This window comes from Enterobacter sp. Sphag1F, assembly GCF_014193275.1.
Classification (GTDB): Bacteria; Pseudomonadota; Gammaproteobacteria; order Enterobacterales; family Enterobacteriaceae; genus Pantoea; species Pantoea symbiotica.
This window is the reverse complement of sequence record NZ_JACHZD010000002.1, coordinates 69921-86933: the sequence shown is the minus strand read 5'-3', so window position 1 is coordinate 86933 and position 17013 is coordinate 69921. Positions and strand designations below refer to the sequence as shown.

Annotated in this window: 16 protein-coding genes; 5 read left to right on the top strand and 11 right to left on the bottom strand. The window is 55.6% G+C overall.

Features of this window, described 5'->3' with window-relative positions; translation table 11 throughout:
* Positions 1-7 precede the first annotated feature (7 nt).
* Positions 8-337: a cupin domain-containing protein gene (locus tag FHW71_RS05835; protein WP_008110063.1), complete on the bottom strand. Its 330-nt coding sequence runs from the start codon at positions 335-337 to the stop codon at positions 8-10.
* Positions 338-465: 128 nt separating this feature from the next.
* Between FHW71_RS05835 and FHW71_RS05830 the strand changes: the two genes are divergently transcribed.
* Positions 466-1104 (top strand): RpiB/LacA/LacB family sugar-phosphate isomerase, encoded by a 639-nt coding sequence (locus FHW71_RS05830; RefSeq protein ID WP_179451021.1) that lies wholly within the window; start codon positions 466-468, stop codon positions 1102-1104.
* A gap of 68 nt (positions 1105-1172) precedes the next feature.
* Here FHW71_RS05830 and FHW71_RS05825 read toward each other — a convergent pair whose 3' ends face one another.
* From FHW71_RS05825 to FHW71_RS05800, 6 genes are read right to left on the bottom strand one after another with little or no spacing between them, the layout of a single operon-like run.
* Positions 1173-1928, bottom strand: a complete 756-nt coding sequence (locus FHW71_RS05825) for an ABC transporter ATP-binding protein (RefSeq protein WP_061720157.1) — start codon at positions 1926-1928, stop codon at positions 1173-1175.
* 18 nt (positions 1929-1946) lie between these two features.
* The gene (locus FHW71_RS05820; protein WP_179451019.1) at positions 1947-2813 is read right to left on the bottom strand and encodes an ABC transporter ATP-binding protein; all 867 of its coding nucleotides are present in this window, start codon (positions 2811-2813) and stop codon (positions 1947-1949) included.
* Complete coding sequence (locus FHW71_RS05815) at positions 2785-3690, bottom strand: ABC transporter permease (protein ID WP_154152287.1); 906 nt, start codon at positions 3688-3690, stop codon at positions 2785-2787. The genes FHW71_RS05820 and FHW71_RS05815 overlap by 29 nt, the downstream gene beginning before the upstream one ends.
* On the bottom strand, positions 3687-4712 hold the full coding sequence (locus FHW71_RS05810) for an ABC transporter permease (protein WP_008110051.1): 1026 nt from the start codon (positions 4710-4712) through the stop codon (positions 3687-3689). The genes FHW71_RS05815 and FHW71_RS05810 overlap by 4 nt, the downstream gene beginning before the upstream one ends.
* Entirely contained in the window at positions 4709-6340 is a 1632-nt protein-coding gene (locus FHW71_RS05805; RefSeq protein ID WP_179451017.1) for an ABC transporter substrate-binding protein, read from the bottom strand. The genes FHW71_RS05810 and FHW71_RS05805 overlap by 4 nt, the downstream gene beginning before the upstream one ends.
* Positions 6341-6400: 60 nt before the next feature.
* On the bottom strand, positions 6401-7555 hold the full coding sequence (locus FHW71_RS05800; RefSeq protein ID WP_179451015.1) for a mandelate racemase family protein: 1155 nt from the start codon (positions 7553-7555) through the stop codon (positions 6401-6403).
* 323 nt (positions 7556-7878) lie between these two features.
* Here FHW71_RS05800 and FHW71_RS05795 point away from each other — a divergent pair, with 323 nt between their 5' ends.
* The 4 genes from FHW71_RS05795 to FHW71_RS05780 all read left to right on the top strand — a co-directional run bounded on the left by FHW71_RS05795 (position 7879) and on the right by FHW71_RS05780 (position 12811).
* Complete coding sequence (locus FHW71_RS05795) at positions 7879-8994, top strand: ABC transporter substrate-binding protein (RefSeq protein WP_008110045.1); 1116 nt, start codon at positions 7879-7881, stop codon at positions 8992-8994.
* Between the two features lie 132 nt (positions 8995-9126).
* The gene (locus FHW71_RS05790; protein WP_008110043.1) at positions 9127-9549 is read left to right on the top strand and encodes a DUF2231 domain-containing protein; all 423 of its coding nucleotides are present in this window, start codon (positions 9127-9129) and stop codon (positions 9547-9549) included.
* Positions 9546-10838 carry a sorbosone dehydrogenase family protein gene (locus FHW71_RS05785; protein WP_179451013.1) on the top strand — a complete coding sequence of 431 codons (1293 nt, stop codon included), beginning with the start codon at positions 9546-9548 and terminating at the stop codon, positions 10836-10838. Before FHW71_RS05790 ends, FHW71_RS05785 begins: the two co-directional genes overlap by 4 nt.
* A 590-nt stretch (positions 10839-11428) precedes the next feature.
* A complete protein-coding gene (locus tag FHW71_RS05780; RefSeq protein ID WP_179451011.1) occupies positions 11429-12811 on the top strand; it encodes a M24 family metallopeptidase in 1383 nt (460 codons plus the stop codon).
* Between the two features lie 21 nt (positions 12812-12832).
* On the opposite strand, the gene FHW71_RS05775 is transcribed toward FHW71_RS05780, so the two are convergent.
* From FHW71_RS05775 to FHW71_RS05760, 4 genes are all read right to left on the bottom strand, one after another.
* Positions 12833-13663: an SDR family oxidoreductase gene (locus FHW71_RS05775; RefSeq protein ID WP_179451009.1), complete on the bottom strand. Its 831-nt coding sequence runs from the start codon at positions 13661-13663 to the stop codon at positions 12833-12835.
* A 105-nt stretch (positions 13664-13768) separates the two neighbouring features.
* Complete coding sequence (locus FHW71_RS05770) at positions 13769-14461, bottom strand: NAD(P)-binding domain-containing protein (RefSeq protein WP_286176096.1); 693 nt, start codon at positions 14459-14461, stop codon at positions 13769-13771.
* A gap of 56 nt (positions 14462-14517) precedes the next feature.
* Positions 14518-15807, bottom strand: coding sequence for an MFS transporter (locus tag FHW71_RS05765; RefSeq protein WP_179451005.1), 1290 nt, complete (start codon positions 15805-15807; stop codon positions 14518-14520).
* A 132-nt stretch (positions 15808-15939) separates the two neighbouring features.
* Positions 15940-16833, bottom strand: coding sequence for a LysR family transcriptional regulator (locus FHW71_RS05760; protein ID WP_179451003.1), 894 nt, complete (start codon positions 16831-16833; stop codon positions 15940-15942).
* Between the last annotated feature and the right edge of the window lie 180 nt (positions 16834-17013).

Below are 17013 nucleotides of genomic sequence, written 5' to 3'. Positions count from 1 at the left end.
CGGCACGTTACGGTGCCGCCAGAAAATCCTCGCGCTGCGGCGTAAAGGTATCCAGCAATACGCCCGCTTCCAGACACACGCAGCCGTGCACAATGTTCGGCGCTTTATACAGCGTATCGCCGGCGCTGACTTCTTTGGTCACGCCATCAATGGTGAAGGCAAAACGTCCGGACAGCACGTAGGTGAGCTGCTCATGCGGATGATGATGCAACGGACCAACAGCATCCTGCTCAAAGGTGACTTCCACCGCCATCATGGTGCCGCCGTGCGCCAGAATTCGGCGCGTCACGCCGTTGCCTAAATCGTCCAGTTGGGTTGCGCTTTTATAGATAAACATGGTTTCTCCTTGCAGGTTGCATCGTCAATGTGTGACTTAACTCACAGTCAAAAAGGCATTTAAAGGCTGCATTTTAACGATCTTTGATTAAAATGAAACGGTGTTTCAATTTAATCTGAGGATGGATCATGAAAATCGCTTTGATGATGGAAAACAGCCAGGCTGCGAAGAACGCAACGGTGTTGAAAGAGCTTCAGTCTGTGGCGCAACCGCTCGGGCATCAGGTGTTTAACGTCGGTATGAGCGACGAACAGGATCACCATCTTACCTATATTCACCTCGGCATCATGGCCAACGTACTGCTTAACAGCAAAGCGGTGGACTTCGTGGTAGCTGGTTGCGGCACCGGCCAGGGTGCGCTGATGTCGCTGAACCTGCATCCCGGCGTGGTTTGCGGCTACTGCATCGATCCAGCAGATGCCTATCTGTTTGCGCAAATCAACAACGGTAATGCGCTGTCGCTGCCGTTCGCCAAAGGCTTTGGCTGGGGCGCGGAACTGAACCTGCGCTTTATCTTCGAAAAAGCCTTCACCGGCGAAAAAGGGCACGGTTATCCGCCAGAGCGCAAAGAGCCACAGGTGCGCAACGCAGGTATCCTGAACGAAGTGAAAGCCGCGCTGTTGAAAGAGAATTACCTCGATTCACTGCGCGCCATCGATCCTGAACTGGTGAAGACCGCTGTAAGCGGCCCGCGCTTGCAGCATTGCCTGTTTGAGCATGGGCAGAACCAGGATATCGTGGGTTTTGTGCGTGAACTGTCGCAGTAATTTCCTGGGTTTTACGTAGGGTGCGCATTCATGCGCACCTGGTAAAGTGGTCGCCATAAATGGCGACCCTACGCCAAAACCCCGTTATCCTGCCGGCTCGCATCCACCAGCATCTGCGTATAGGCCACCTGCGCGCGATTGTGCACCAGCGCATCGACATCCAGCGTCTCCAGCACTTTGCCGTGCTGCATCACCGCCACGCGATGGCACAAATGCGCCACCACGCCGAGATCGTGCGTCACCATCAAATAGGTTAGCTTCTCCTGCTGCTGCAAATCGCTGAGCAGATTGAGGATCTCCGCTTGCACCGACACATCCAGCGCCGAGGTCGGTTCATCGAGCAGCAGCACGCGCGGTTCCAGAATCAGCGCACGGGCAATCGCGACACGCTGGCGCTGACCGCCGGACAACTGGTGCGGATAGCGGGTTTGCCACGCGCGATTAAGGCCGACTTTCTCCAGCATGGCGATAACGCGCTGCTGGCGCTGACCGATGCCGTGAATCTGCAGCGGCTCCTCAAGAATATCGCCGATGGTGTGACGCGGATGCAGCGATCCGTAGGGATCCTGAAACACCATCTGCACGCTGCGGCAGCGCTCGCGTGCGATACGATGTTCGAGCGGCACGCCATCAATCGCCAGCTCGCCGTGCCAGTGGGTGAACAGCCCGGCAAGGCACTTCAATACCGTGGTTTTGCCCGATCCCGACTCGCCAACCAGGCCAAAGATTTCACCCTCGCGAATCGACAAATTGACGTCGAACAGCACCTGATTACGCCGCTCCTCCTCACCGAAACTGAGGTTGAGATTACTTACGCGGATCATCTCGTTCATCATTGCTCCTTAGGATTGCAGCCAACTGGCTTGACGTTGCAGCACCGGCAGACGGGCGCGACGTTGATCCATATCCGGCAGCGCGGCGAGTAGGCCTTGCGTATAGGGATGCTGCGCCTGATTGAGCTCGCTGGCCGCCAGCGACTCCACCACGCGCCCGGCATACATCACCAATACGCGGTCACAGAAGCGGCGCACCAGATTGATGTCGTGACTGATAAAAATCAGCCCCAGACCGCGCTGTTTAACCAAATCGTCCAGTAGCGCCAATACCTGCAAACGCACCGACACATCCAGCGCCGAAGTGGGTTCATCGGCAATCAGCAGTTCAGGATCGGTAATCAGCATCATGGCGATCATCACGCGCTGGCCCTGACCGCCGGAAATTTCGTGCGGATAACATTGGTAGATGCGGCCCGGATCGCGTACCTGCACCACTTCGAGCATCTCCATCGCTCGCTGCCGCGCAACCTCGCGCTGGCCGGGATGATGACTGCGCCAGGCTTCAGCAATCTGCTCGCCCACACGCACCACCGGATTCAGCGAGTATTTCGGGTCCTGCATAATCATTGAGATGCGCTTACCGCGAATGGCGCGCATCTGTGCTGGCGTGGCGCGCAGCAGATCCACGTCACCAAACTGCATGCGCTGTGCCGTAACCTGCGCGCTGCGCGGATGCAGCTGTAACAGCGCGCGACCCACGGTGGATTTGCCGGAACCGGATTCGCCGACAATCGCCAGTTTCTCCTTGCCCAGTTGGAAGGAGATGCCGCGCACGGCGGGCGTCACCAGCCGGCCATTGACGAAATTGACCTGTAAATCCTGCACGTCGAGCAACGGTGCAGCGCTATTCGCTGCGGGGATCGAGGATGTCACGTAAGCCATCTCCTAAGAAGTTGAACGCTAAGCTGTTGATCAGAATCGCCAAACCTGGCACCGTCACTACCCACCAGCACTCCAGCATGTAAGTGCGGCCGCTGGCGATCATTGCGCCCCATTCGGGGTCCGGTGGCTGCGCGCCTAAACCGAGAAAACCCAGTCCGGCAGCGGTCAGGATGATGCCTGCCATATTCATGGTGATGCGGATAATCACCGACGGCAGGCACAGCGGCACGATGTGCTTCCACAAAATGCGCAGTGAAGAAGCGCCCTGTAGGCGCACCGCGGAGACAAAATCGGCCTGGCGCAGCGACAGCGCTTCGGCGCGCGCCAGGCGTGCAATCGGCGGCCAGGCGGTGAGGGTAATAGCGATCACCACATGCTCCAGTCCCGGACCGAGCGCGGCGACAAACGCCAGCGCCAGCACCAGGCTCGGGAAGGAGATGAAGATATCGGTGACGCGCATCAATACGCTATCGACTTTGCCGCCGAAATAACCGGCAGTGACGCCGAGCAGCAAACCCAGCGGGCCAACGGTGATCGACACCAGCAGCACGATATACAGCGTGATGCGCGCGCCCCACACCAGACGGCTGAAGATGTCGCGGCCAAACTCATCGGTGCCAAACCAGTGCTGCGTGTTGGGCGGCGTCAGCGCATTGTTGAGATCCTGAATCAGCGGATGGTAGGGTGCGATCCACGGCGCGAACAGCGCCACTATCAGCAGCAGCAAAATGATGCCGCCGCCAATCGCGGTTAACGGGTTGCGCGCCATCTGCCAGAGAAAATGGCCGATGCGTGCGCCGGTGCGGCGACAGCGCGCCAGCCGTTCGCGCGTCTGGCTGGCTAGCGGCGTATCGAGAGAAATCGTCATACTTTGGTCCTCGGATCGAACACCTGATAGAGCAGGTCAGAGAGAAGATTGAGCAGCACGAAAATCAGGCCGACCACCAGCACGCAGCCCATCACCGCATTCATATCGCCGAGCATCAAACTGCCGGTGAGATAGGAACCAAAACCGGGCCACGAGAACACGGTTTCAATCAGCACCGCGCCCTCCAGCAGCGAGCCGTACGCCAGCGCTACCACCGTCAGCAGCTGCACCAGAATATTGCGGAACGCGTGCTGCCAAATCACCTGCCATTCGCTGAGCCCTTTCACCCGCGCGGTCAAAATGAACTCCTGCGACAGCTGCGCCAGCATAAAGCTGCGCGTCATGCGGCTGATGTAAGCCAGCGAGTGAAAGCCGAGCAGCGACGCGGGCAGAATCAGGTGATTGAGCGCATTGCTGAACACCGTGAAGTTGCCCACCAGCAAGGCATCAATGAGCAGAAAACCGGTGCGACGCGGCACAATGCCATCAAGACTGAAATCAACACGCCCGGCGCCGCCGACCCAGCCGAGATGGGCATAAAACAGCAGCAGGCCGACCATGCCCACCCAGAAGATTGGCGTGGAGTAACCCGCCAGGCTGATGATGCGCACCAGATAGTCAATCACGCTGTTGCGGCGCGCGGCGGCCCACACGCCCAGCGGGACGCCGAGGCCGGTACCAATCACAATCGCCAGCGTTGCCAGTTCCACCGTGGCCGGGAAGACGCGCAGGATATCGTTGATCACCGGTTGTCCGGTCAGCAGCGCCAGCCCGAGGTTGCCGTGCAGCAGGCCTTGCAGATAGATACCAAACTGCACCCACAGCGGTTTATCGAAGCCGAGCTGGTGATAAACCTGCTGATAGGTGTTGTGATCGGCATCCGGCCCGACAATCGCCAGCACCGGATCGAGCGGCATGACGCGACCAATAAAGAAGGTCAGCAGCAGCAGGCCAAACAGCGTGATCGCGACCTGCACGCTGCGGCTACGCAGGCGTCGCCAGTGGCTTTTTGTTAGCTTCATTGCGCACCTCCCGCCAGGCTGTCTGGCGTTTTCCAAACGTCACGCAGGAAAGTGGTGGCCGACGGATGCGGCACGTAATCCTGCACGCGATTATTCACCACCACCGAATCGGTCATTTGCGAGATTGGCATCAGCGCCGGAATCAGCTGGTCGTAACGCTGCTGGATGGCGAAGTAATCCTGCTGTTGCTGTTTAACATCGCGCTCCAGCAGCGCTTTATCGATCATGCTGTTCAGCTGCGCGTCATAAAAACCGGTGCGCCAGCCCTGAAAATTGGTGAGTCGCGCGCTATCGGCATTATTCGGGTTATACACCAGTGCGCGCAGGCTGGAGTGCGGATGCGGCTCAACGCCGCTGCCGCCGCGTCCCACCAGCAGGTTGAACTGACGTTCCCGCATCGCACCGTAAATCTGGTTGCCGGTGCCGGTGATGATTTTGGCGCGAATGCCGCCTTGCATCAGCGTGGACTGAATCGCAATCGCGACATTAAGGAACGGCTGATCGGCCAGCACGCGCAGCGTGGTATCAAAACCGTTGGGATAACCGGCGGCGGCCAGCAGCGCTTTGGCGCGTGGCACATCCAGCTTGTAGCCCGGATCGGGCAGCGTTGCTGGCATGCCGGATTGAATCGGCCGCTGATGCAGCGTGCCGTAACCGGCCATCAGCGTTTTGTTAATCCCCTGATAATCCACCAGATAACGCAGCGCTTCGCGCACCTGCGGATTGGCGAAGTGATCGTCCTTCATGCTCATCGCCAGGTAATAAATAGTGCCTTTTTGTACCGCGTCGATGGTGAGATCGGGATCGTGGCGCAGCGCTTTCACATCGGGGATCGCCATATTGCTGGCGATATCAAGATCGCCTTTCTCCATCATCAGGCGCAAGGTTTGCGACTCCTGCAGATGGCGGAACACCACGCGCGTCAGCTTCGGCGCACCGCGCCAGTAGTTGGCATCGCGGCTGATGCGCAGCACATCTTTGGCCTGCCATACATCAAGGCGGAACGGCCCGGAACCTGCTTCGTGGGTGGTGAGCCAGCGATTGCCCCAATCGTTATTCACCGCCTGCGCCTGCACGGTTTTGCTGTCGAGCACCACCATGCTGCCGAGCGCCGCCAGCGAGTAGAGCACCAGCTTGGGATCGTTAGGCTTGGGCAGGCGAATCACCACCGTGCGCGCGTCCGGCGCGGTGATCATCTGATCCACGTTCTCTTTGCTAAAGCCGTAAGATTTCCATACCGACGCCTGCGCCAGATTAAGGTGCAGCACGCGGCGCATCGACCAAATCACATCGGCGCTGCTCAACGGATTGCCGGAGTGGAAGGTGACATTGTCACGAAGATGGAAGGTGAGTTGACGATTGTCGGAGCTGATCTCCCAACGCTCCGCCAGCGCCGGGCGCACGTTGGTGAGCTGTTGCGGATCTAACTCGACTAAACCGTCATAGAGATTAACCACAATGCCAACCACTTCATTGCCGGTCATGGCGGCGGGATCGAGCGTGAGTAAGTTGTTCATGTTCATGCCCACAATCAGCTGGTCGTCTGGCGTGGACGCCAGTAGCGACGGGCTACAGGTGAGCAGCAGCAGCGCGGCGCACCACGCTCTGCAGGGGTTCATCAGGTTCATAAGCAAAGTCCAGCAGGTCAGAGGTTTATAGTTTTTTGCCGTACTGCTTGTGTTGGGCGCTTACCAGCGATTTAGCGTGTGCGTCTCAATCCACGCGAAATTGATGTCCTCCCCAAGTCCAGGGCGCGTTGGCAGATGCACAAAACCGTCGGCGTCCATGGGATCGACCAGCGCGTTGAGATAGGCGGGTGGCTGTTCGTAATCAAGGAACGGATGCAGCAGACCGCGTTCGTACCAGCGGCAGTTGCGGATGGCGCCAACCACCGCGATGCTGGCGGCGCCGTTGCCGTGCACTTCGCAATCCATACCAAAGGCTTCGGCCAGGCTGGCGACCTTCATGGTGGCGGAGATGCCGCCAACGCCGTTCGCACCGGCGCGCAGAATGTCGCAGGCACCGGCACGCACCCAATCGGCGCGGCTGTGGTGTTTACCGCCGAGACTTTCCGGGCCGAGCACGTCAATGCTGAGGTTTTCCGCCAGCCACGCGTACGACGCCATGCTTTCTTCTTCCATCGGCTCTTCGAACCAGGCGAAATTGAGTTTTTCCAGCGCTTTACCGATGGTGAGCGCATCGCTGCGGCTGTACCAGTGATAGCCGTCGAGCATCAGGGCGATGTCTGGACCAACCGCTTCGCGCACCGCAGCGCAAGCTTTGATGTCCATTTGTGGACTTGGTGCGAACGACACCGGCGGCATCCAGGTGTGCAGTTTAATGGCTTGATAACCGCGTGCGACCAGCTTTTCGGCAAACTGCGCGTATTCATCGGGTGTGGATAAACCTCCTTCCAGCTCATCGCCGCACATGGTGCTGCCGTAAGCAGGGATTTTCTCGCGATAGCCGCCAAGCAACTTATGCACCGGCTGCTTGAGTTTGCGGCCAATCAAATCCCACAGCGCCTGTTCCACCGCCGACAACGCGCGTTCGGTGAGTTGATGGGCGCTACCGCGCTGCCAGTGCACCAGATCCTGCCACAGACGTTCGCGATCAAAGGCATTTTGCCCAATCAGCACTTTGCGGAAGAAGGCATTCACCACGTGCGGACGAATCACTTCGGCCGGGGCGAAGCTGTAGCCGCAATCGCCATCTTCGCTGGTGATGGTTAGCAGCGCCATTTGCGCATCGGTCTCTGCGCCGGGATGCGAATGTCCGGCGCTGTCAGAGACGCGGCGCGTAGGGTAGCTAAACAGGGTGACATCAATGGCACTGATCTTCACGGTAACTCCTCCTTCAACTCGGTAGCTTGCCCAGCTGGGCATTAACATAAAAAATAAAACGCCGTTTCATTTTGTAATTTAGCGTTCACATTTTGTTTACGCATTAGCCAAAGCGCGGGATAGCGCGGCGATTAATTGGGCATTTGCCCGGTGCGCTGTGAGGTTTTTCACGAATGAAGGGCATTTTGTGAGCGATTGCACAGTGGGAAATCTCTGAGTGAATGTAAAAAAATGTGTCTCCGGGGCTTTTCATTTGCTGTCAGCCAGGTAATAGTGACGCCGCGAAATTTTAATAATAATCATTATCATTCCGGGTCGATCAAATGAAAAAATGGCTGTTTGCACTGGGGTTACTGGCGGTGGCGAGTCACGCTTCTGCTAAAACGATTACCGATGTGGCTGGACGACAGGTTGAAGTCAAAGAAGAATCCAAACGCATTATTCTCGGCGAAGGGCGCCAGATGTATCTGCTGGCGGCGTTTGATACTGCTGCGCCGTTCCAGCGCGTGGTGGGCTGGCGCGACGATTTCCATAAAGCCGATTACGACGGCTATATGGCGTATGAGAAGAAATATCCGCAGATCAAAAAGCTGCCGACCTTTGGTGGCGCGAAAGATGGCACCTTTAACGTCGAGCAGGCGCTGACGCTGAAGCCGGATTTGGTGCTGATGAACCTCGAATCCAAAGCCGCGACTGACGAAGGCAAGCTGATCGAGAAGTTGCAAGCGGTGGGCGTGCCGGTGGTATTTATCGACTTCCGCGAGAAGCCGATGGAACATGCTGAGCAAAGCATTCGCATTATGGGCGAGCTGGTCAACAATCCGCAGCGCGCCGAAGAGATCGTAGCGTTCCGCCGTGCGCAAATCGAAAAGGTGACCGATCGCCTGAAGAACTTTAACGGCACGCGCCCGAAAGTGATGATTGATCGCGCCGGCGGCTACACCGACGAGTGCTGCATGTCGTTTGGTAACGAGAACTTTGGTCAGATGGTGGAACTGGCGGGCGGCAGCAATATTGCCAAAGACCTGATTCCAGGCACCTTCGGCACGCTCAATCCAGAACAAATCATCGCCAGCCGTCCCGATGTGGTGGTGGTAACCGGTGCGAACTGGAAAAACTACAACACCGTCGGCAAATGGGTCGGCGTGGGCCCCGGTGCGGATGTGAAAGAAGCGACGGCGCGTTTGCAGCTGCTAATGATGCGTGATGCCTTCAAAACGCTACCGGTCGCGCACAACGGTAACGCGCATGCCATCTGGCATCAGTTCTACGACAGCCCGTATCAGTTTGTCGCGATTCAGGCGCTGGCGAAGTGGCTGCATCCTGAACTGTTTGCCGATCTCGATCCGGACGCCACGTTCCGTGAGTTCCACGAAAAGTTCCTGCCATTGCCGTATCAGCCTGGTTATTGGGTAAGCCTGCCGGCAGATAAGTCTTAAGTTTGAAGGTGTTAGATAAGTGTTAAACGTTACTGTTTATCTTTACTAATATTTCACAGGTGGTGGCACGTTGTTTCAGAAAAGCGAAACGCGTGCACCATCTGATGTTAATACGGTAAAAGGGAGAGAGTAATGTTTCATACCTCAGGAAGATCGGTGTTCGGTGTGACGTTGTATACGCTGCTGGAACCGTTGCCGCTGGGCTTTTTTGTTGCCGCCTGGTTTTTCGATATCCTCTATTTGCAAACCTTCGTCATCATGTGGACCAAATCGGCCAGCTGGCTGATCACCATTGGTCTGGTGCTGGCTATCCTGCCACGATTAATCAGTTTGGTTTATTTATTCCGTGGCGCGCGGCCGAATGAGAAAACCCATTTCTGGTTGTCGCTGCTGGCAATCGTGCTGGCGGTGGTTAATGCCTTTATTCACAGCCGCGATGCTTACGCAGTGGTGCCACTGGGCGTGACGCTGTCGACGCTGGTGGTGGCGCTGCTGCTGATCGCTAACGTGCAGCTGGTGTTGCGCGAACGTCGCACACAAGGAGGTCGCGTATGAAATACTTACTCAGCGCGGTAGCCATCGCGATGCTGCTTAGCGCCTGTGACGACGGGGCGCTGATCGATCCTCAAAAGCAGATTGGTCCAAATCCTGAACTGCCGCAGGCGCAGAACTTCTTTATGCCGCCGATGCAGGTGCCGGAAGGCACGCCGTGGAAAGCCGGTGAAATGCCGAAAGTGGCGGATGGGTTGAAGATCGAAAAGATCGCCGAAAATCTGCAGCATCCGCGTCAGGTACTGGTGCTGCCGAATAATGATGTGCTGGTGGCGGAATCCAATGGTATGGCTAAAACCATCAGCGCGCCCAAAGAGTTGATCATGGGACTGGTGCAGAAAGCGTCCGGTAAAGGCGGCGCGGGCGGTAATCGCATCACCTTGTTGCGTAACGTTAACGGCAAATGGGAACAGCATCGCTTCATCGAAAATCTGACCGCACCGTTTGGCATGCAGCTGGTGGGCAACACCTTGTATGTGGCGAATGCCGATAGCCTGGTGAAATTCCCGTATGAGACCGGGCAAACCGAGATCCGCACACCGCCGGTGGAAGTGACTGAACTGCCGGGCGGGCCGATTAACCATCACTGGACCAAATCGCTGCTCGCCAGTCCCGACGGCAGTAAGCTTTATGTCGGCGTGGGATCGAACAGTAACGTGACGGAAAACGGCATTGGCGAAGAGTATCGCCGTGCGGCGGTGCTGGAAGTGGATGCGGCCAGCGGTGCCAGCCGGATTTATGCCAGCGGCCTGCGCAATCCAACTGGCTTACAGTGGGAGCCGCAGAGCGGCAAGCTGTGGGCTGTCGTCAATGAACGCGACGAGATCGGTTCTGATTTAGTGCCGGATTACCTGACGTCGGTGCAGGACAAAGGCTTCTACGGCTGGCCGTACAGTTATTATGGCCAGCATGTAGATGAGCGCGCGCAGCCGCAAAGGCCAGATTTGGTGGAGAAAGCGATCAAACCGGATTACGCCCTGAGCTCGCATGTCGCACCGCTCGGCCTGTTGTTCTATGGCGCGGATAATATGCCGCAGTATCGCGGCGGGGCGTTTATCAGCGAACACGGCAGCTGGAACCGCACGCCACTCAACGGCTATCAGGTGGTGTGGGTGAAATTCGAGAACGGGAAACCGGTAGGACAACCGCAGCCAGTCGTGACCGGTTTCCTGACTGACGATCAGAAGCAGGTGCGCGGTTTGCCGGTGGGCTTAGCCACCGATCGGCAGGGCGGCGTGTTGATTGCCGATGATGCGGGAAATACCATTTGGCGTATCAGTTCCGCCAGATAATTAATCGCAGGCAATAAAAAAGGATTTGGCGTTAAGCCAAATCCTTTTTTTTATGTTCGCTAACCGGCTGGTAACCGCGCCGCGAACGGGGTGCTCAGCACTCCTCACAAAGGCGATAATAAAATGTGCGGCGATATATTTCAAGTTTTGCCATAATACTGTATGGTTATACAGGTGTTGAGTGACGAGCGAAGCCTCATTGTTTTTCTGATGACTCCAGGGGCGCGGATAGTCAAATCCCGGCAGGTTTCAGGTGGTGCTGGCCTGTGGCTTTCACAATGAGAGCCGCTCAGCACTCCTCACAATTGTGCTTAGGCGGTCGGCGGGTGGAGTCAAAGCCCCGGCAGCTGAAAGGCGCGCTCCTCTCAGAGGAGAAGGAAAGTGATGGAACTTGTTCGATTGCTGCTGGACATCGTCCGCATCATTCTTCAAATCATCGTTGCCCTTTTGCAACTGACCGGTCAGGCACACTGATCGGAACTTGAGACAAGGCGGAGCTCACCCCTCCGCCTTTTTTCGCGTGGATCAAAATCCGCTGCGCTAAAAACGCTACTATCCTCATCTCATTCTGTAATGCGAGGAAGTGCATCATGGCAATCACGTTCGGGCCGATTAGCGCGCCGGTGACGTTCAGCGACGTTGAACCGGTTTTTCTCACGGATGATACACTGTTGCAGCGCAAAAACGCGTTGCTGGCGGGTATGCAGCGCGAGAGTTTTGACTGGTTGGTGATCTACGCCGACAAGGAACACGGCAGCAATTTCGAGTATCTCACCGGATTTATCCCGCGTTTCGAAGAAGGATTGCTGCTGCTGAATCAGTCCGGGGATTGCACGCTGGTACTGGGCAACGAAAACCTCAAAATGGCGCGCTTTTCACGCACAGCGGCCGCGCTGCTGCACACACCATACTTCTCGCTACCCAATCAGCCGATGGACAATGAAGCGCCGCTGGAAAGCCTGTTCAAACACGCTGGCTTAGCGAACGGCGATAAAGTCGGGCTGGTGGGCTGGAAGATGTTTACGCCTGCTGCGGATAATGGGCGCGCGATGTTTGATTTGCCGTATTTTATCGTCGACGCCATCCAGCGCACGCTCAGCGATGACGCCATGTTGGAAAATGCCATCCACTTGTTTATTGGCGATAACGGCGCGCGCACCACCTGCAATGCCAATGAAATCGCGCATTACGAATACGGCGCAAACCTCGCATCAAATTGCATGCTGGAGGCGCTGAATGCCATCGAGGTGGGCGTGCGTGAAACCGAGTTGGGCGCATTACTTCACGCCGAAGGGCAATGCAACACGGTAGTGACCATCGCCGCGACCGGCAGCCGTTTCGACAAGGCGAATCTCTATCCGACTTACAAAAAAGTGCAGCGCGGCGATCCGCTCTCGCTGACCACCGCCTTCAAGGGCGGGCTCTCCAGCCGCAGCGGTTTTGTTATTGCCGAGCAAAGCGAACTGCCGTCAGCTCAGCAAGATTATCTGGATCGCATCGCCAAACCCTATTTCACTGCGGTGGTAGCGTGGCTGGAAAATATTCGCTGCGGCATGAGCGGCGGGGCGCTGTATCAGCTTATCGAGCAGGTGTTGCCGCAAGAGCACTTCGGCTGGCATCTCAATCCGGGACATCTGGTGGCGGATGAAGAGTGGATGTCTTCGCCGATTTATCACCATTCCACCGAATTGCTCAAGAGCGGCATGATGCTGCAAATTGATATCATCCCATCGGTGCCGGGCTACAACGGTGCCAGCGCTGAAGAGTGCGTGCTGCTGGCTGATGCAGCGCTACAAAGCGACATCCGCAATCAATATCCGGCGCTGTGGCAGCGCATCGAAACCCGCCGCCGCTATTTGCGGGAAACCATCGGCATTCAGTTCAGCGATGAAATCTTGCCGTTATCGAATAGCGTGGGGTATTTAAGGCCGTTCTTTTTAGCCAAAGATCTCGCGTTGAGCGTGGAGCAATAATCATCGGATTTGGTGTGGCGATCATTTTGCTGGCTTGAGATCGCCATACCAATAAGAAGCGGTAACACCACCATCCATCAGGAAATCACTGCCGGTAATAAAGGTGCCTTCCGGCCCCATCAGCAGTGCGGCGACCGCCGCCACTTCATCCGGTGAACCGCCGCGACCCACCGGAGAGCGCTCAAGCATGTCGCGATAGCCCGCGCCACGCGGTCCCGAAAGCTCATCATTGGCCAGCGGCGTGTAGATGATGCCGGGACTGATGGTATTGACGCGCGCGCCCCGTTTGCCCCATTTCACCGCTTCCGCCATCACACGCAGCGCATTGCCACGTTTGGAATATTGATACGCCAGCAGGGAATCGCTGATGTTATCTGCCTGCAGAAACGGCAGATCGAGCAGCGCTTCGGTCGGTGTGGTGGCGAGGGCTTCATTCTGCTCCACCGAAAGCGGCGGCAGGCGATGTCCGGATTGCGAAGCGATCACAATCCCCGATCCGCCTGGCGCAATTACGGCACCAAACTCCTCGAGCACCACCGCCGTGCCGTAGAGGTCAACTTGCATGATGGTGGCAGATGAAGCCTGTGAAGGCGACACGCCAGCGGAGTGGATAACGCCTTTGATCGCACCCAGCGAACCTGCCAGCTTGACCAGTTCCTGAATGGATTGCCGTAAAGAGACATCCACCTGTGCGGTGTTAACCACAAAACCGGCATCGCGCAGCGTCTTTGCGGCGGCCTCAGTATTTTCAGGACGCAGGTCGGCCAGCAGAATCACTTTCCCCTGGCTCACCCGGCGTGCAATTGCTTGCCCAATCGATCCGGCACCAATTACCACATATACGTCTGTCATATCCACTCCTGAAGTCAGCTTGTTTTAACGTCAATCACTATAAGCGTTCAGGTCGCGGCTGACTGTACTCATTAATCGCAAGACTTTATGAGTACAGCTCATGAACTAGGTGTTTGCTGGCAACTTGAGGAGGTTACGTAACGCTTCGGCATCCGTATTTGCGCGAAAACCCGGTCCGCCACGCTGGAAAACTTTAGCTGAAGCCAGGTTGCCGGTGATCACTGGAACCGAACCCACATCAATCACTAACCTGGCGACCACGTTCAGTGCCGCCTGATCGTCACTGGCGATAGGAACCCCCAACTTTTGCGTTTGTCGCGAGGCCGATGACTCGATTGCGGTGGCATCCACTGCGCTGAAGGCGCGGACGTAGCGCGTGCCGGCCAGCAGTCGCCGACTGGTTTCAGCGACATCGTTTTGTCGGGCTTCTTGAGTAAGCGCATTGACCTGCGTGGCGGAAGGATTACAGGCATCAAGCACAATTTTGCCTTTCAGATCGGAGGCCAGCGCTGCGCCGAGTTGCGGCAGCGCGTCGTAAGGAACGGCAAACAGCACAATATCGGCAAACTTCGCGGTTTCAGCCGGCGTGCCAACCGTGGCATTCGGCCCTAAAGGCGCGATTTTCCGGCGTAGCTCATCCAGATGGCGGGTGGAGAACATGACATGATGACCGGCTTTGACCCACAGTTTGGCTACTGTTCCACCGAGCCAGCCGGCGCCGATCACGCCGATTTTTAGCGCACCTTTTGGCGATGTGTCATCCGCGAAAGCGGAGGTGATCGAGGCAATACCTGACATAGAGATGGCTCCTGTTAATGCGGCAAATTTGACGAGATTGCGTCGTGACAAAGACATTATTCACCTCCGGGATTGAGGGTGTGAGAAAGGGATTTGCGGCCAAGCCAGCACGCCAGCGCCAACCAAAGCAGTGAAATTGGGATGGCGATGTAGGCGAGAAAACCGCTGTTGTTGCCCAGATTCATTAATCCGCCATAACTCCAGCTGCCAACCTGATCGCCGAGGCGATAGACAACGGTATCAATGAAATTTTTGGCTTTATAACGGCCTTCGCGATCGATGCGGGTAAATAAAATCTCTCTGCTGGGCCGGGCAAACGTGAAATTACTGATTCGGCGCGCGACCTGGAAAACAACAAATATAAGCAACGTGGGAAAGGCCAGTAACACGGAAAATCCGGCTAAGGTAATCAGCGGTAAAATAGCCAGAGTGAGAGAAAGTCCCAACCACTTTAATGCTTTGGCTGTCAGGAATATTTGGGCGATCAACGTCATAATATTGACCCATAAATCCAGCGTAGCGAAAAACGCCGTTCTCTCCGCACGACCAGAAAACGTGTTGGCGGCAATGCTCGCCTGTTCGAGATAAAGAAAAGTTGAGGTCACACTGTAAAAGAGCATAAACAGCGCGATACCGGAGAGATAAGGGGAACGTAGCGTCTGGGTAATCCCCGCGAACAGAGAACCGCCGATCGGCAGTTCGGACGCAATCTGCGCGGGTTGGTTTAGCGAAGGCTGGGTTTGAGAGTGGTAAACCGCGCGATGGGCGGCAACCACGCTCACTTCCAGCATGACAAACGCCAGTAAAATCAATCCCTGTTGGTCAAGGCACTTAACCAGAACCAACGTGAGAAGGGAACCGACCATCGCGCCGAGCGTTGCGCCTGCGGAGAGCATGCCAAACAGTCGCATCCCTTGTTGTGAAGTGAAGATATCGACAATCAGCGACCAAAAAATAGAGACGACAAATAAGTTAAACACCGAAAGCCAGATGAAGAAAAATCGGCCCGTCCACAGGCGATATTCATTAAAGGCCGGTATCAGCAACAGATAAAATATCAGCAGGTTTAAAGCAAAAAAATGGTAACTCAGGTTAATGGCTGTGAGCCGGTTATATTTTTTGATAAGTAATGAGAAGAGGGGGCTGAGCAGCAGCATCGCGATCAGCGTACCGGTAAACAGCCACGGCAGATTTTTTATCCCACCGGCCACGCCTAATTCGTCACGTATCGGTCGCAACAAATAGTAAGCCACGAACAGCGAAAAAACATACAGCATCGAACAGGCCAATGTTTTTATTTCGTTCTTTTTAATCCGTCCAGACAGCAGATTGGCGTTGGGCTTCACAGAGAAAGGCCTTAATCATGACGTGAGTTGCAATGACTAATACAGTGCAGTTTACTTAACTTCCTGTATTAGCCATTTGCGGCATTAATGATGACTCACGCTCATAAGGCTATTCTGCCGGGAAGGATAATCTCAACCCTTATATTTTATCGCTTCTATTAATTTCTCAAACGCGGCGGTGTGCTGTTTACGGCTTGGATAATAGAGATAATATCCGCTAAAGGGTTCACACCAATCTGCCAACAGAGATTGCAGTTCGCCCTTGGCGATATGCTGTTTGACGGTGTCTTCGGGCACATAAGCAATGCCCATACCGGAAAGTGCCGCATCAATACGCGAAGCGAGATTATTAAATATCAGCTGACCTTCAACTTTAACGCGAATATCTTTGCCATCTTTGCTGAATTCCCAGCTATATATTCCTCCCAGCGTAGGAAGGCGCATATTAATGCAGTTGTGATTCTGCAATTCATAGGGCGTGGCCGGAATGCCGTGTTTTTGCAGATAGTCTGGCGATGCCACCGCGACCATTTTCCAGTCCGGTCCGATTCTAACCGCCACCATATCTTTCTCAATGCTCTCGCCAAGTCGTACGCCAGCATCGAAACGTCCGCTGACGATATCCGTTAAGGTGTTATCAACGGAGAGCTCCACATTCACTTCGGGATAGGCTTGCAGAAACGGTTTTAGCAGCGGCCACAAGGTGGAAGACAACGCATGTTCACCGGCGGTAATACGAATATTTCCCGACGGCTTGCCCTGATTATCGGTCAGTTGCAGCAGGGCTTTCTCAATATCGGCCATCATCGGTGCCACGCTCTGAATCAGGTTTTCACCTGCTTCGGTCGGCGCGACACTGCGCGTGGTGCGCGTTAATAAACGCGTATTTAATCGCTCTTCAAGACCGCGAATCGAGTGGCTTAACGCCGATTGCGACACGCCTAATTTGGCTGCGGCGCGTGTGAAGCTACATTCGCGCGCCACCATCACTAAATAGATCAGGTCGTTGAAGTTTTCCCGCAGCATGGCTTTACCTTTATCAATTTTGGTTAGGTTTAAGCCTAACGCCTGCACATAACCTGAAATATATGTGAGATTCTCACGAATTTTCCAGTAAAAACTGACGCAAAGTGATGGTCATCAAGATTTAAGCCGCTCGACTTGCTTCTGCTTAACCTTTTGCCGCTTCATTAATGATTTTGCCTC

Bases quoted from the DNA above. Each gene is read 5' to 3' on its own strand.
- FHW71_RS05835 (WP_008110063.1), bottom strand. From the start codon at position 337: ATGTTTATCTATAAAAGCGCAACCCAACTGGACGATTTAGGCAACGGC.
- FHW71_RS05830 (WP_179451021.1), top strand. From the start codon at position 466: ATGAAAATCGCTTTGATGATGGAAAACAGCCAGGCTGCGAAGAACGCA.
- FHW71_RS05825 (WP_061720157.1), bottom strand. From the start codon at position 1,928: ATGATCCGCGTAAGTAATCTCAACCTCAGTTTCGGTGAGGAGGAGCGG.
- FHW71_RS05815 (WP_154152287.1), bottom strand. From the start codon at position 3,690: ATGACGATTTCTCTCGATACGCCGCTAGCCAGCCAGACGCGCGAACGG.
- FHW71_RS05810 (WP_008110051.1), bottom strand. From the start codon at position 4,712: ATGAAGCTAACAAAAAGCCACTGGCGACGCCTGCGTAGCCGCAGCGTG.
- FHW71_RS05805 (WP_179451017.1), bottom strand. From the start codon at position 6,340: ATGAACCTGATGAACCCCTGCAGAGCGTGGTGCGCCGCGCTGCTGCTG.
- FHW71_RS05795 (WP_008110045.1), top strand. From the start codon at position 7,879: ATGAAAAAATGGCTGTTTGCACTGGGGTTACTGGCGGTGGCGAGTCAC.
- FHW71_RS05790 (WP_008110043.1), top strand. From the start codon at position 9,127: ATGTTTCATACCTCAGGAAGATCGGTGTTCGGTGTGACGTTGTATACG.
- FHW71_RS05785 (WP_179451013.1), top strand. From the start codon at position 9,546: ATGAAATACTTACTCAGCGCGGTAGCCATCGCGATGCTGCTTAGCGCC.
- FHW71_RS05780 (WP_179451011.1), top strand. From the start codon at position 11,429: ATGGCAATCACGTTCGGGCCGATTAGCGCGCCGGTGACGTTCAGCGAC.
- FHW71_RS05775 (WP_179451009.1), bottom strand. From the start codon at position 13,663: ATGACAGACGTATATGTGGTAATTGGTGCCGGATCGATTGGGCAAGCA.
- FHW71_RS05770 (WP_286176096.1), bottom strand. From the start codon at position 14,461: ATGTCAGGTATTGCCTCGATCACCTCCGCTTTCGCGGATGACACATCG.
- FHW71_RS05760 (WP_179451003.1), bottom strand. From the start codon at position 16,833: ATGCTGCGGGAAAACTTCAACGACCTGATCTATTTAGTGATGGTGGCG.